The sequence below is a fragment of the Duncaniella sp. C9 genome (genome assembly GCF_004803935.1).
Taxonomy (GTDB): domain Bacteria; phylum Bacteroidota; class Bacteroidia; order Bacteroidales; family Muribaculaceae; genus Duncaniella; species Duncaniella muris.
In genome coordinates, this window is sequence record NZ_CP039547.1 from 3,019,994 (window position 1) to 3,034,168 (window position 14,175).

Annotated in this window: 10 protein-coding genes, 1 tRNA gene and 2 rRNA genes; all 13 read right to left on the reverse strand. The window is 52.5% G+C overall.

The annotated features are described in order from the left end of the window. Positions 1–966 carry a bifunctional diaminohydroxyphosphoribosylaminopyrimidine deaminase/5-amino-6-(5-phosphoribosylamino)uracil reductase RibD gene (ribD, locus tag E7745_RS12810; RefSeq protein WP_136408992.1) on the reverse strand — a complete coding sequence of 322 codons (966 nt, stop codon included), beginning with the start codon at positions 964–966 and terminating at the stop codon, positions 1–3. Positions 967–976: 10 nt separating this feature from the next. Beyond that, positions 977–2,671, reverse strand: a complete 1,695-nt coding sequence (gene ispG, locus E7745_RS12815; RefSeq protein WP_107032865.1) for a (E)-4-hydroxy-3-methylbut-2-enyl-diphosphate synthase — start codon at positions 2,669–2,671, stop codon at positions 977–979. Between the two features lie 3 nt (positions 2,672–2,674). Next, positions 2,675–3,181 carry a 5-(carboxyamino)imidazole ribonucleotide mutase gene (gene purE, locus E7745_RS12820; RefSeq protein ID WP_107032864.1) on the reverse strand — a complete coding sequence of 169 codons (507 nt, stop codon included), beginning with the start codon at positions 3,179–3,181 and terminating at the stop codon, positions 2,675–2,677. 37 nt (positions 3,182–3,218) lie between these two features. Continuing rightward, positions 3,219–3,824 (reverse strand): phosphatase PAP2 family protein, encoded by a 606-nt coding sequence (locus E7745_RS12825; protein ID WP_136408993.1) that lies wholly within the window; start codon positions 3,822–3,824, stop codon positions 3,219–3,221. 34 nt (positions 3,825–3,858) lie between these two features. Then, complete coding sequence (rpoN, locus tag E7745_RS12830) at positions 3,859–5,295, reverse strand: RNA polymerase factor sigma-54 (protein WP_123399200.1); 1,437 nt, start codon at positions 5,293–5,295, stop codon at positions 3,859–3,861. 62 nt (positions 5,296–5,357) lie between these two features. Beyond that, positions 5,358–6,371, reverse strand: coding sequence for an N-acetylneuraminate synthase (gene neuB / locus E7745_RS12835; RefSeq protein WP_136408994.1), 1,014 nt, complete (start codon positions 6,369–6,371; stop codon positions 5,358–5,360). A 4-nt stretch (positions 6,372–6,375) separates the two neighbouring features. Further along, complete coding sequence (locus tag E7745_RS12840) at positions 6,376–7,347, reverse strand: ATP-grasp domain-containing protein (RefSeq protein ID WP_136408995.1); 972 nt, start codon at positions 7,345–7,347, stop codon at positions 6,376–6,378. Positions 7,348–7,352: 5 nt separating this feature from the next. Beyond that, on the reverse strand, positions 7,353–8,342 hold the full coding sequence (locus tag E7745_RS12845) for an NAD-dependent 4,6-dehydratase LegB (protein WP_136408996.1): 990 nt from the start codon (positions 8,340–8,342) through the stop codon (positions 7,353–7,355). A 28-nt stretch (positions 8,343–8,370) separates the two neighbouring features. After that, on the reverse strand, positions 8,371–8,841 hold the full coding sequence (locus E7745_RS12850; protein WP_123399193.1) for a lipocalin-like domain-containing protein: 471 nt from the start codon (positions 8,839–8,841) through the stop codon (positions 8,371–8,373). Continuing rightward, complete coding sequence (locus tag E7745_RS12855; RefSeq protein WP_168182139.1) at positions 8,838–10,367, reverse strand: capsule assembly Wzi family protein; 1,530 nt, start codon at positions 10,365–10,367, stop codon at positions 8,838–8,840. Before E7745_RS12855 ends, E7745_RS12850 begins: the two co-directional genes overlap by 4 nt. A gap of 289 nt (positions 10,368–10,656) precedes the next feature. Continuing rightward, positions 10,657–10,765: ribosomal RNA gene (gene rrf / locus E7745_RS12860) — 5S ribosomal RNA — on the reverse strand. Between the two features lie 163 nt (positions 10,766–10,928). After that, a 23S ribosomal RNA gene (locus E7745_RS12865) occupies positions 10,929–13,838 on the reverse strand. A 187-nt stretch (positions 13,839–14,025) separates the two neighbouring features. Then, positions 14,026–14,099 (reverse strand) — tRNA-Ala (locus E7745_RS12870). Positions 14,100–14,175 lie beyond the last annotated feature (76 nt).

Here is a 14,175-nt window from a genome sequence, read left to right on the forward strand (position 1 = left end):
CTAATTTCTATATGTTATGATTCGATGACCGTCAACAGTCTCACTGTCTATAACAAACGGGAGTCGGATAAGATCGGGTGCTTTCACACGGCCATTGATACACTCCGGCGAGATTTCCACCCTGATTTCATCCCAGAGGTCCTCTTTCATGAACGATTCGAGCACCTGGGCTCCGCCTTCCACAAGGACTGATGTGATTCCCTTACGGTAAAGTTCCGACATGGCGTCTCCGAGCGATCCATAATCCGACATCATGATCACCGGGATATCACCTTTGAATATTCCGGCTTCAGGTCCGACGCGCCTGCGCCTGTCAAGCACTACCTTGACCGGCGATTTTCCGGCATAGAGACGAGTTGAGAGCGACGGATTGTCGGCAAGCACTGTCCCGCTCCCCACAAGGATGGCATCATGCGTGGCCCGAAGTTTGTGCACGAGCATAGAGGTGAGCGGTGTTGAGATTTTTCCGTCGATAAAACCGTCGCGGCTCTGCGCCCATTTGAGGGTGATGAACGGACGCTGTTTCTCATGAGCGGTCATGAACCTGAGGTTCAAAGCACGGCATTCGTCTTCAAGGACTCCAGTGACCACCTCAATCCCGGCTGCTTTCATCCGCGCTATACCCCTGCCTGATACCTTGGCAAATGGATCGGCCGTACCGACCACCACCCGCGGTATGCCATGCTCTATTATCATGTCGGCGCAAGGCGGCGTCTTGCCATAGTGGGAGCAAGGTTCGAGAGTGACATACATAGTAGAGTCCAGCAGACTCTCCCTGTCTCTGACAGAGGCCACGGCATTGACCTCGGCATGACCTTCGCCACAACGGCGGTGCCATCCCTCGCCTATGATCCGCCCGTCACGCCCCACGATGACCGCTCCGACCATCGGGTTGGGCGATGCGTCAAGCAGACCGTGACGCGCGAGATCGAGTGCCCGGCGCATATATTTTTCGTTTATCTCCATCCGCAGTTTTTTATCGCACCGGGCCTGACGGTTCAACCCAGTCACCATTGGCCTTGATAAGGCTGACAAGGTGGCTGATAGCCTCTTCGGCAGGAATATTTTTTTCAATACACTCTTTCCCTTTGTAGAGACTTATCTTACCGGCGGCGGCACCTACATATCCATAGTCGGCGTCGGCCATCTCGCCCGGACCGTTGACTATACAGCCCATGACTCCGATTTTCAATCCCTTGAGATGCGAGGTAGCGGCTTTGATTTCTCGCAGTGTGGACTGTAGATCGTAGAGCGTACGGCCACAGCCGGGACATGATATGAATTCGGTCTTCGAGATTCTCAGTCTGGTGGCCTGAAGTATATTCAGAGCAAGCGCTGTCAGCCGCTCGCGGCTTTCGCCGGAGGCTTTGATCCAGACTCCGTCGGCAAAACCGGCAAGCAGCAGCGAACCGAATTCAACCGATGCTGCAATTGTGCGCTCCTGCTCACTGAGCCCGGTGTAATCCCGACAGACAATCACCGGATTTTCCACCCCCTCGCTCTTCAGCACGGTAAGGAATGCCCTGAGGTGGCCAAGCGCGTTGGAGACTTCGGAACCGAGCACTACCACGCGGTCAGAATCAGCCTTAAGCTCCTCAATCAGCTCAGGTGCGATTCCGTCTTCAGCCTTGAGCGCCAAGGCTCCGGATAATGAATCGGGGTCAATATCAAGGCCAACAACCTGCGGAAGTCTGTCAGTCCAGCGGCTTTTGCGCCGTGAAGGTTTATAGCTGTCATAATCCTCTCCGACAGTGACTGCCGCGACTTCCGGTCCGGAAGAAAGCGAAGCGATGAACTTGACGATGCCGGTTGCCGGTTCGATCTCACATTCCGGTTCCTCGCTGAGCGATACACGGATTGTGTCACCGATGCCTTCGGCAAGCAGACTACCGATGCCGACGGCTGATTTTATGCGTCCGTCCTCGGCATCACCGGCCTCTGTCACTCCAAGGTGAAGCGGGAAGTGCATGTCCTCCCTGGCCATCGCATCGACAAGACGGCGCACGGTCTCGACCATCACGCAGACATTCGATGCCTTTATCGAGATAACCACATCACGGAAGTCGTGGCGCAGACAGACACGCAGAAATTCAAGAGCACTTTCCACCATTCCGGCCGGCGTATCGCCGTAGCGGCTCATGATGCGGTCTGAAAGTGATCCGTGGTTGACACCGATGCGCAAGGCGGTGGAATGTTCCCTACATATGTCGAGGAGCGGAACCAGCCCTTCCTCTATCTTTTCGATCTCGGCTGAATATTCCTCATCGGTATAGTCGATCTTTTTGAATACACGGCCAGGATCAACGAAATTGCCTGGATTGATGCGCACTTTTTCAACCCGTGAGGCTGCGGCAAACGCAGCCCGCGGATTGAAATGTATATCGGCAACAAGTGGCACCGAGCAGCCGTCGGCCCGGAGTCTGGCTGAAATTTCAGCCAGATTTTCAGCCTCACGGACTCCCTGGGCTGTCAGACGCACTATCTCTGCTCCGGCATCAGCTATCCGCTTGATCTGAGCCACGGAACCGTCGGTATCCATAGTGCTTGTCGATGTCATTGACTGAAGGCGCACGGGATTGTCGCCTCCAATAGTGACATTCCCGACTTTCACTGGCCAGGTGGCTCTCCGCCGATAGTTGAAATCAAGTGTCTTTGATTTGCTTTCTGTCATCTGTCAGTCGACCTTAAAGTCATATTTAACATCCTTGAGTTCCTCGTTGGCCTTGACGATCTTCTTTGAAAGGGTCGCGCGGTAAGCTTCATAGCGTTCGGCAAGTGCAGGATCGGAAAGAGCGAGAATCTGCACGGCTGTGATGGCAGCATTCATGCCGGCATTGATCCCGACTGTTGCCACTGAGATGCCCGGAGGCATCTGGACTATCGAATAAAGTGCGTCCATGCCGCTGAGAGTCGAATTGATAGGAATGCCGATCACGGGCAGCGGTGTCATCGCCGCGATCACTCCCGGCAGCGCGGCTGCCATGCCTGCGGCGGCTATGATGACTTTGATGCCTCTTTCCTGCGCTCCGTGGGCGAAACTTTCAACTTCCGACGGTGTGCGGTGGGCCGACAGTGCGTTCATTTCAAACGGCACCTCCATCTGGTTGAGGAAATCGGCGGCTTTCTTGAGGATGGGAAGATCACTGGTGCTTCCCATTATTATACTTACGATCGGTTTCATGATATGTTAATTTATTAATATGTAGAGGTTAAATTTTTCAGAGCATTGACATCAGATATACGCAGATGAATCCATTGGCGCATCCGGCAAGCACCTGCCACAATGTGTGGCGTCCGAGATATACACGGGCGGTCATCACAGCCCCTGCCAGAATTATAACGGTCGAAAGCCAGAGATTCATATTATAGAGTGCGTAGTGCGATGCTACGATTCTGAACAGCAGGGCCACAAGTCCGCCCATCGCTGCTGCGTGGGCACTGATTTTCCACCAGTAGTTGACCGCGACATTTATCACCGTTGCCAGTGCGGCACCGGCGAAGAACATAGGCAGCCACAGCGGGGCGCTCGCCTTGAAAAAGAAAAATCCGCAGCCAAGATAGCAGAGCACCACAGCTCCGTAGGGCAAGTATCGCTCCTTGCGCTCGTTGAGCCCCGGATCAGAGACCATGCCTGACCGGAAGAGTGCCATGATGATAGACACTGGAATCAGACAGGTGATGACAAAAGTTATTCCGACAGCCGTGCAAAGAAGATTGACCGGCAGATATCTAAGTATGGTAAGAAATGCGGCCAGGATCATGCCATAGGTGGGAACCAGCAGCGGAGAAAACAAGACCGACAATATTTCCGAAATTCTTTTCATTATTCTCTGATTATAAATATAACGTTAATTCATGCTATATGCCTTTCCGCAAACGCGCCACCGGCAGGCCAAGGCGCTCGCGGTATTTCGATACTGTCCGTCGGGCTATCTCGTAGCCCCTGTCGTTGAGTTCTTTCATAAGCGCGTCATCGCTGAACGGATGGAGCGGGTCCTCACCCTCGATGATCTCGCGAATCACTGCAAGGATCTCACGCGAGGATGTCTCTTCATCATCTCCTCCTACACGCTCGTTGAAAAAGAATTTCAATGGATAGATGCCTACAGGGGTCGAGACATATTTGCCGGCCGTCGCTCTTGAGATCACTGAAAGGTCATAGCCTGTCTCGCGCGAGACATCCTTGAGAATCATGGGCCGCAGGCGAGTCTCGTCTTCGCTGACAAAAAAATCGCGCTGAAGTCTGACTATCGCCGCCATGACATTGTAGAGAGTCTGCTGGCGCAGGCGCAGCAGATCAATGAAGTCTGTGGCATCCTCACGCTTGCGGCTGACAAACGCCATCGCATCCTTCCGTGAGGCGGCTGTCGAAGCCACTGAAAAGCTTTCGCCATCGGCAGAAAAACTCTTTTCGATAGTGAGATCAGGGATGTTGTTAAGCAGCGTCAGGGTGATACTGTCACCGTCTACTTCTACATTGAAGTCGGGTATTATATGCCGCGAGCGTACATCGGCGTCACTGTCACCGATAATGCCTCCTGGCTTTGGATTGAGCGAACGGATCACGTCGATTGCATCCCGCAGGCTGTCACGGTCAATGCCCAATGCCGCTCCGAGACGGTCGTAATGCCGCAGAGAAAAAAGGTCGAAATAATAATCTACTATCTCCAGAGCGATTTTACGTGAGGGAGTTGGTTCAAGCCTTTTGAGTTGTAGTGACAGGCAGTCTCTTAGGTCATAGGCACAAACTCCAGCCGGATCAAGGGCTCGGATGCGGTCGGCTACAGCACCAAGCTGCTCCATAGTCAGTTCAAGCCCTGCATTTATTGCAAGATCGTCGAGAATCTGCGGGAGCGTGCGGGTCAGATAACCGTTGTCATCAAGATTCCCTATAATATAACCGGCAGCAAGAAGTTCAGTGTCGTTTATATCGGTTTCCCGCAACTGGTTCATGAGCCATTCTCCGAGGGAATTCTCTCCGGCTACGGCCACCGGTTCATAATAGACATCATCACGCGAGGAATTACGCGCTTCAAGCCGATAGGCCGGAATCTCGTCTTCGTCCTTGTAATCTGCGAGCTGCATCTCTTCGGCACTTTCGTGAAAATCATCCTCCGGGGTCTCGCTGTCACTGCGGTCGGCAATCTCAAGCGCCGGATTGTCATCAAGCTCGCGCCTTACCTCTTCCTCCACTTCCGGACCGGTCATCTCAAGCATACGCACAAAACGCATCTGCAGGGGCGAGAGCCTCTGCTGGAGTTTCTGGGAAAGCGATAATCTGAGTGATTCTTTCATTTCTGTTACAATGCCGTGATGACTGCTGCTGTTTTTACTGTCGCTGACACATCGCCGCAGCGCTACAGTTCGATCAGAGAATCATATGCGAAATCCTTTTTGGCCACCTGGCCGATCACACTATCCCACTGCATAGGGCTGATGCCATTGCCGGGGCGCTTGACCGTAATGTTCTCTTCTGTGAACATCTCACCCTTGACAATGGTTCGGGCGGCGACTATGCTCTTGCGGGCTACTTCTATATTCGGTCGCTCCGAGTCTGCCACGGCCTTCACGCCGCTGCCCAGCGCTTTTTCTATATGGCGCACGGCCTTTACCATCTCGGCGAGCTCAGCCGGATCGAGCGAGGCGCGGTGGTCTGGTCCGGGCAGATTTTTGTCAAGTGTAAAATGCTTTTCTATCACCTTTGCGCCAAGTGCGGCGGCCGCGACAGGAACCTCGATTCCAAGTGTGTGATCGCTATAGCCCACGCCACCGGTGTTCAGCCGGCGCAGACTGTCCATAGCTTTGAGATTCACATCGCTGTAAGGTGTAGGATACTGGGTTGTGCAATGCAGCAATATGATGTCTTTGCGGTTTATGCCTCCGGTTTCGAGGATATCGACTGCGGTTGCTACCTCGTCAATGGTCGACATTCCGGTCGAAAGTATCACCTTGCCGCCGGTCTTAGCGATCTTGCGCAGATAGGGCAGATTGGTTATCTCGCCGGAAGGAATTTTCCAGTAGTCCATATCAAGAGACGCAAGGGAGTCGATGCTCACAAGGTCAAACGGAGTGCTCATGAAACCGATGCCTTCCTCGCGGCAGAGTGCTGCCAGTTCAGGATAGGCCGAAAGAGGCAGATGGATTGCCTTACACATCTCAAGCTGTGATTCGGCCTCTCCGGTGGTCTCTTTCTGATACTCAGCCTTGGGGGCTATCGATGAGATGACCAGTTCAGGCACCGCAGTCTGGAATTTGACATAATCCGCTCCCGCACGGGCGGCTTCCACCACCATCCTGCGCGCCATTTCCATCGAGGCGTTGTGATTTACGCCGGCCTCGGCTATGATGATTATTTTTTCTGCGTCGTTCATACAGTCAATGGAAATTTTTTTTAACATCAAATACCGCTTCTTCAAAGTAGCGGCAGATCATTACTCCGCTTCTGACTTCACGGCTGCCGTCATAAGGCTGCCCGCAAGCTTCCGCAAGAATCATCGCCGGAATATCGGCTCCGGCATGGACCGAGCATACCACTCCGCCGCCAAGCCGCGGATTGATCTCCATAAGCATCAGCCGGCCGCTTTCAAGGTCACGCAGATACTGCAGGGTCACGGCTCCGCGCAGTCCGAGACGCTCTACAGCCTGACGTGAGGATTCAAAGATATCCTGATCATCGACTGTAACCGTTCTGGAAACTTCGCCGCCTACCACTTCGAGTCTGCGCCGCGGGCTCACGCACAGGGTTTCGCCTTTCTGTGTGATATAGCAGTCAACAGTGTATTCCTCTCTCTTCGGATAATATGTCTGAAGCAAATATTCGTCACTGACATTCTGGAGCCGGCGGAAATCGCTTATTCCGTTCAGCACTTCAATTCCCTTGGAAGCCGATCCGCGCCGCGGCTTGGCTATCAGAGGAAACACAGGCTTGCCTCCACGATATGTTGTCGGTATTTTCAGACCTGCGCTCTCGAAAGCACAGGCTGAAAGCACTTTGTCAAACAGAGTCTCGGCCAGCCCCGGTCTGACAACCGGTGACCACGCATCGCCGTAGGTGGCCACATAGGCCCCGGCTATCGAGATCGCACCGTCGACAAACGGCAACAGCACATCGATATGATAGGCTCCGACAATCTGATGGATATGATCAAGTATGTCAGGCGCACCCCAACGGCGACCAATGATTATACCGCCTATGAGCGCTACGGGCACTTCAGCTTCAAGTTCATAGCTGTAGATTCCGATCTCAAGCCCCATCCGGTTTCCGGCCTTTATGAGTTTTCGCCCGAAAGAAACCCGTTTGGCTCCTCCGAGAAAAAGGATATTGATTCTCTTTTTACCCTCTGCCATAAGCCTCAGACGTTATAGATACCGCTCTTGTATTTCGACAGGTTATCACCCTTGGTAAACCACTCCACCGTCTCGCGCAGTCCGTCTTCCAGGCTGTAGCGCGGACGCCAGTCAGTCAGAGATGTTATCAGACTGTTGTCACCGCAAAGCCTGAACACTTCGCTGCCTGAGGGTCTCAGACGCTGCGGATCCGTCACATAGTCTACCTTTTCGCCCATGATCCTTGCTATTGTTTCAAGCGTTTCGCGCATGGTGACCTCTGTGCCGGTGGCAATGTTGATCTCTCGGCCTTCTATGTCCTCTGCGCGGCCGAGCGCAATGAAACCCGCTGCCGTATCCTTTACGAAATTGAAATCACGTGTAGGTGTGAGATCGCCCACTTTTATCTCACGCATTCCGGATGCGATCTGAGTGATGATCGTAGGAATTATGGCACGGGCGCTCTGACGCGGACCGTAAGTGTTGAACGGACGCGCAATCACAACCGGCAGTCTGAATGCGTTGTAGAAACTGAGTGCTATGGCATCGGCTCCGATCTTTGTAGCGCTGTAGGGCGACTGCGGCTGACGCGGATGGGACTCGTCGATAGGCACATATTTTGCCGTTCCGTAAACTTCACTGGTCGAGGTTACAATCAGACGGCGCACCCCGCAGTCGCGGGCGGCCTGACACATATTGAGCGTTCCCTTGATATTAGTGTCGACATAGCTGTCAGGCGCTACATAGCTGTAGGGAATCGCAATCAGTGCGGCGAGATGATAGACTGTGTCACAGCCTTCGGTAATATGGCGGCAGAAATTCGGGTCTCTGACATCGCCTGTGACTACTTCAAGATCCGGGCTGCTTACTTCTTCAAGCCAGCCCCAGTTGTTGAATGAATTATACTGGCTAAGCGCTCTGACTGCGTAGCCTTCGGCCAGCAGCATCTCGGTCAGATGAGAGCCGATAAATCCGTCGGCTCCGGTAACGAGCACTCTTGTTTTTGCCTTATCCATATCTCTTATTGTATATATAATGTCTGTGTTAATAGGGTCTTTTTAGATAATATGTATATGTGACATCGTCAGCTCCGATATATGAGAGCACCATACGATGGTTTTTAAACCGGTCGATGTGCAGACGTGTTATGCCATCGCTCACCAGATGCAACGCAGCCGGCGCCCTATAGCCCGGCTCGTGGCCCGGCTCGTCATCACTGTAGCTGAAATTCAATTCAAGCACATCATTTTCTTCACGCCATGAACCGGTATGTTCCACATATTCATGACGGGGCAACATCTCCACAATCTGAATGATCTTGCCCTGAAACGCCCAAGTATAAAGCTCAACACCGCTTCCATCGGTGTAAAGCGGCAGGGCCTCTCCGTCAGCAGTAAGCTTTTCAAGACGCCATTCGCCGAAATAATCGCCAATGTCGCCATCATTCCGGGTGCAGCCGCATGTGACAAGCACCAGCAGCAACACAATAAATATATCGGTCAGTCTGTGTCTCATTTCTGTCTGCTTATTTTATATTTGATCCCTACAAGAGCGCCGAATGCATTTCCGGGCATCGTACCTCGGTCAAGCTCAACCTGCATGTTAAGGCTAAGTCCTTTGACAAGCGTAGCCGGATGCCAGTTCGCCTCCAGCATAACCGCCGTTTCATGGATCGGAGTTTTCAGCATAGCCTTCGAGGTTCCCCACGCTTTGCGGTAGCCCCCTTTCAGTCTATAACTGATATCACCGCCCAGCTCACCCTCCACTCCGATGTGGAAACCACGCAGACTGTTGGCGATGAAGCCGGGGTAGCCGTCGCGGTTATAGATCGGCGCCATGATGGCCGGTGTGCCTAACGACTGTCCGTAGTAGGCATATGAGTTATGCGAGGCATTGTTATAATAATCATCAGCACCTGAAACATGGTCAGGCACTGTGGTTCCCGGATTGTCAACCGGAGCAAAATGTATAGGCCCGCTCTGATTCGTGAAATCAAGATATTCCACAACGGCACCACTTACCAAACCTTTCGATTTTGCCTTATAGCCAAGACCCCAGAGGCCATCCCAGCCGTTGAGTTTACCTATGCCGGAGCCATCTTCCCAAAGCCAGGAACAGTAAGCCGATAGTTCGGATCCATTGGCAAAAGCATATCTGGCTTTGATATCCCATGTGCCGAGATGGTTTCCTGACACAAATCCCTCACCTCCGTCTTTCGAAGGAAGTAGCATCATGAAAAACTCCTTTATCCCTGCCGGATATTTGTCTTCAAGTATAAGTTCTCCGCGCCGATAGTAACGGTTCGTGCCCCCGAAAACGGCAACGGCCTGCATACCGAACGTAACAGACAGCCGCTCAGTCGGCTTAGTGCGGAAATAGCATCGCTTGTAATTATAAAGCTCGTTCTCGCAGATATGATAGGAATAATAGTTATAATGATCACGCCACCATGAACTATCCATCATTTTGCCAAATGCCACCTCACCGGAAATCTGCATCCAGCCATTAGTGAAAGGTATGTTCTGAAAATCCCAGAAACCGGCTCTTATCTGCGGAATCGGTCTCGCGTTTCCGCTCTCCACCAGATCTCCGCTCGTCAGCGACTGAGGCAGAATAGGAGAATCATGCTCCTTCATCCCGGCTTCGACAAACACCCCGCGGTATTTTATTTCGCCGTAAAGCTGCTGGACTCTCAGCATTGAAGGACGCTCTGAATGATAAAACCATGAATTACTTTCCCGGTCATAGCGCTCATAGCTCACCGCAGAAGAGTAACCGCCTATCACGTCAAACCCGAAACCGAACGAAAAACGCCGGTCATAGTCCATGTCATGCCAAAGACGGGCTTCCGCCTGCACATTGTCAGCCTGAGTGAAACGCCCGTGACGCAACGACGAAATATAAAACGGCGCAAAATCACCGCTTCCGGCTCCCACACTGAACTCTCCCTCATAATTCATCGGAAGTTCAGCAGAAACCGCAAAAGGCAAAACTAATGCAAAAGCCACTACCGACTGTCTGAATCGCCGTCTAAAATTCATGTCATCACAGGATTCTAAATTGTAAAATAATATTTTTTTAATTTCATTTGGGACAGATAAAACCATTCCCGATACAAATTTAGGCAAAATCCGTGAGAATCCCCAAGCCGCCACAAAAACATAATTCAAAATTTATATCCCATGAGCGGAACCATCCTTATTCCAGCTGTGAATAAATAACAATGATTCGGTAAAAATTACGGGTCCGCGGATTTTTCCGATGGGCGGAGGGATATAAAAAAAGCGGGCCGGAAGCTGTCTCTGTGACAGGATCCGGTCCGCGGTTTAGAGGGGGCGGTTATCTACTTTCCCACTTTCGTAGTATCATCGACGTGGTGAGGTTTAACTTCTCTGTTCGGAATGGGAAGAGGTGGAGCCCTCACGCTATGGCCACCTTAGTATCGTTAAAAAAGAGGTGACTGGAAGCGAAGCTGATGTTCTTCAGCTATCTCGCGAGTTTGTATTTCAGACGCTCTGAACTGAACCAGAGGCTTTGTTATCGTTTGCCGTTGCTTTGATGTTCTGCCGGCTGAAATTGTTTTTGTTTGTTTGGGATTGCTCCCAAGAAAGGGTTTGGGCGATTAGTATCGCTCGGCTGTGTACGTTACCGCACCTGCACCTGCGACCTATCTACGTCTTCGTCTTAAACGGCCCTTATGTGGAGATCTTATCTTGAGGGGGGCTTCGTGCTTAGATGCTTTCAGCACTTATCCTTACCCGACGCGGCTACCCGGCGGTGCTCCTGGCGGAACAACCGGTAAACCGGAGGTCGGTCCAACACGGTCCTCTCGTACTAGTGTCGGGGCCTCGCAAATCTCCTGCGCCCACAACAGATAGAGACCGAACTGTCTCACGACGTTCTGAACCCAGCTCGCGTGCCACTTTAATAGGCGAACAGCCTAACCCTTGGGACCTTCTCCAGCCCCGGGATGTGACGAGCCGACATCGAGGTGCCAAACCACTCCGTCGATATGAGCTCTTGGGAGGGATCAGCCTGTTATCCCCGGAGTACCTTTTATCCTTTGAGCGATGGCCCTTCCATGCGGAACCACCGGATCACTATGCTCTAGTTTCCTACCTGTTCGACTTGTCTGTCTCTCAGTCAAGCGCGCTTGTGCCATTACACTCTGCGGCCGGTTACCAATCGGCCTGAGCGCACCTTTAGAAGCCTCCGTTACGCTTTTGGAGGCGACCACCCCAGTCAAACTACCCACCAAGCAGTGTCCGCGCCGATGCGCGTTAGAAACCAGATGTGCAAAGGTCAGTATTTCAACGTCGACTCCACGATGACTGGCGTCACCGATTCTCTGTCTCCTGACTATCCTACACATCGCACACCCGGTCACAGTGCTAAGCTGCAGTAAAGGTTCACGGGGTCTTTTCGTCCCGTTGCGGGTAATCGGCATCTTCACCGATACTACAATTTCACCGAGCTCACGGTTGAGACAGTGTCCGGATCATTACACCATTCGTGCAGGTCGGAACTTACCCGACAAGGAATTTCGCTACCTTAGGACCGTTATAGTTACGGCCGCCGTTTACCGGGGCTTCAATTCAATGCTTCTCTTGCGATGACATCTCCTCTTAACCTTCCGGCACCGGGCAGGTGTCAGGCTGTATTCTTCATCTTTCAATTTCGCACAGCCCTGTGTTTTTGTTAAACAGTTGCCTGGACCTATTCTCTGCGCCCCTCCCGTGAAGGAGGGGACCCCTTATCCCGAAGTTACGGGGTCAATTTGCCTAGTTCCTTAACCGTGAATCTCTCGAGCGCCTTGGTATGTTCTACCCGACCACCTGTGTCGGTTTGGGGTACGGGTCCCTTCAGGATTAAGTTTAGCGGATTTTCTTGGGAGCCTGATTACCTCCGCTGTCGGATTGCCACGGGGGCTCTCCGTACTGTCCCGTTTCAGCATCTGAGGCGGATTTGCCTGCCTCAGATATACCTACGCGGTTTAACGTGCTATTCCGTCAGCACGCGGGAGTGTCACTTCTCCGTCTCCACGTCACTCCTGAAGGGAGTAACGGAATGTTGACCGTTTCTTCCATCGGCTGCGCCTTGCGGCTGTGCCTTAGGTCCCGACTGACTCTGATCCGATTAGCGTTGATCAGAAACCCTTGGTCTTGCGGCGAGGGGGTTTCTCGCCCCCTTTGTCGTTACTTATACCTACATTTGCTTTTCCGGGACCTCCAGCCAGGCTCGCGCCTGACCTTCTGCGGCTACCGGAATGCTCCCCTACCAATCGACGGATGAACCGTCAATTCCACGTCTTCGGCACCGGACTTATGCCCGATTATTATCCATGCGGGATCACTCGACTAGTGAGCTGTTACGCACTCTTTAAATGAATGGCTGCTTCCAAGCCAACATCCTAGCTGTCCTTGCAATCCCACCTCGTTATTGTCTTCAACTTAGCCCGGATTTGGGGGCCTTAGACGGTGGTCTGAGTTGTTCCTCTCTCGGACGCGGACCTTAGCACCCGCGCCCTCACTCCCGGGGATCGTGCCGTGGCATTCGGAGTTTGTCAGGACTTGATAGGCGGTGAAGCCCTCGCATCCTATCAGTCGCTCTACCTCCACGGTACTGCGCCCGAGGCTGCACCTAAATGCATTTCGGGGAGTACGAGCTATCTCCAAGTTTGATTGGCCTTTCACTCCTACCCTCAGGTCATCCGAAAGCTTTTCAACGCTTACCGGTTCGGTCCTCCAGTGGGTGTTACCCCACCTTCAACCTGCCCAAGGGTAGATCACTTGGTTTCGCGTCTACCGCCGCTGACTAGATTGCGCCATATTCTGACTCGCTTTCGCTTCGGCTCCGTCCATCCGTGGACTTAGCCTCGCCAACGACGGTAACTCGTAGGTTCATTATGCAAAAGGCACGCCGTCACTGCACGAAGCAGCTCCGACCGCTTGTAGGCACATGATTTCAGGGTCTGTTTCACTCCTCTGTTCGAGGTTCTTTTCACCTTTCCCTCACGGTACTGGTTCGCTATCGGTCTCTCGGTAGTATTTAGCCTTACGGGATGGTCCCCGCGGATTCGGCCAGGATTTCTCGTGTCCCGGCTTACTCAGGTGCCGTCTCTGTCAGTCGTCTGTTTTCGCCTACGGGGCTGTCACCCGCTGCGGCGCCCCTTTCCAGAGGCTTCGGCTAACTTCAAACTGTCCATTTGCTGACGGTCCTACAACCCCGGTCAGTGCCTGAACACCGCCGGTTTGGGCTCTTGCGCGTTCGCTCGCCACTACTGGCGCAATCATTGGGTTATTTTCTTTTCCTTTGGGTACTGAGATGTTTCAGTTCCCCAAGTTCGCTTCTTCCATTCGGAAGATACTGCCTGTTCGGGCAGTGGGTTGCCCCATTCGGAAATCTGCGGATCAAGGGATATTTGCTCCTACCCGCAGCTTATCGCAGCTTATCACGTCCTTCGTCGCCTCCGAGAGCCCAGGCATCCTTCATGTGCCCTTCTCTCCTTTCTTTATGACCTTAGTTTTCAATCGGTTCGAACATCACGCGGCTCGCTCTCTGAAATTGTTCAGTCTTTTGTCTGATTTCAGAAACGCGAAGTTTGTTACCTCGTGTTTCGCTTGATTTGATTTACTCGTTGTGTTTGCTTGAAGATTGTATCTTCTTCGCTTCCAATATGTCAATGTCCTCTTTTTTGAGTGGAGAATAACGGATTCGAACCGTTGACCCCCTGCTTGCAAAGCAGGTGCTCTAGCCAGCTGAGCTAATCCCCCTTTTAGCCGGAAAAAAATTCCGGTTATAAGGTCAATAGAACGCTGAAAGCAGTACCGGAGCATCTTCCGGCTTGTC

Bases quoted from the DNA above. Each gene is read 5' to 3' on its own strand.
- ribD (WP_136408992.1), bottom strand. From the start codon at position 966: ATGGAGATAAACGAAAAATATATGCGCCGGGCACTCGATCTCGCGCGT.
- purE (WP_107032864.1), bottom strand. From the start codon at position 3,181: ATGAAACCGATCGTAAGTATAATAATGGGAAGCACCAGTGATCTTCCC.
- E7745_RS12840 (WP_136408995.1), bottom strand. From the start codon at position 7,347: ATGGCAGAGGGTAAAAAGAGAATCAATATCCTTTTTCTCGGAGGAGCC.
- E7745_RS12855 (WP_168182139.1), bottom strand. From the start codon at position 10,367: ATGAATTTTAGACGGCGATTCAGACAGTCGGTAGTGGCTTTTGCATTA.
- E7745_RS12845 (WP_136408996.1), bottom strand. From the start codon at position 8,342: ATGGATAAGGCAAAAACAAGAGTGCTCGTTACCGGAGCCGACGGATTT.
- rpoN (WP_123399200.1), bottom strand. From the start codon at position 5,295: ATGAAAGAATCACTCAGATTATCGCTTTCCCAGAAACTCCAGCAGAGG.
- ispG (WP_107032865.1), bottom strand. From the start codon at position 2,671: ATGACAGAAAGCAAATCAAAGACACTTGATTTCAACTATCGGCGGAGA.
- E7745_RS12850 (WP_123399193.1), bottom strand. From the start codon at position 8,841: ATGAGACACAGACTGACCGATATATTTATTGTGTTGCTGCTGGTGCTT.
- E7745_RS12825 (WP_136408993.1), bottom strand. From the start codon at position 3,824: ATGAAAAGAATTTCGGAAATATTGTCGGTCTTGTTTTCTCCGCTGCTG.
- neuB (WP_136408994.1), bottom strand. From the start codon at position 6,371: ATGAACGACGCAGAAAAAATAATCATCATAGCCGAGGCCGGCGTAAAT.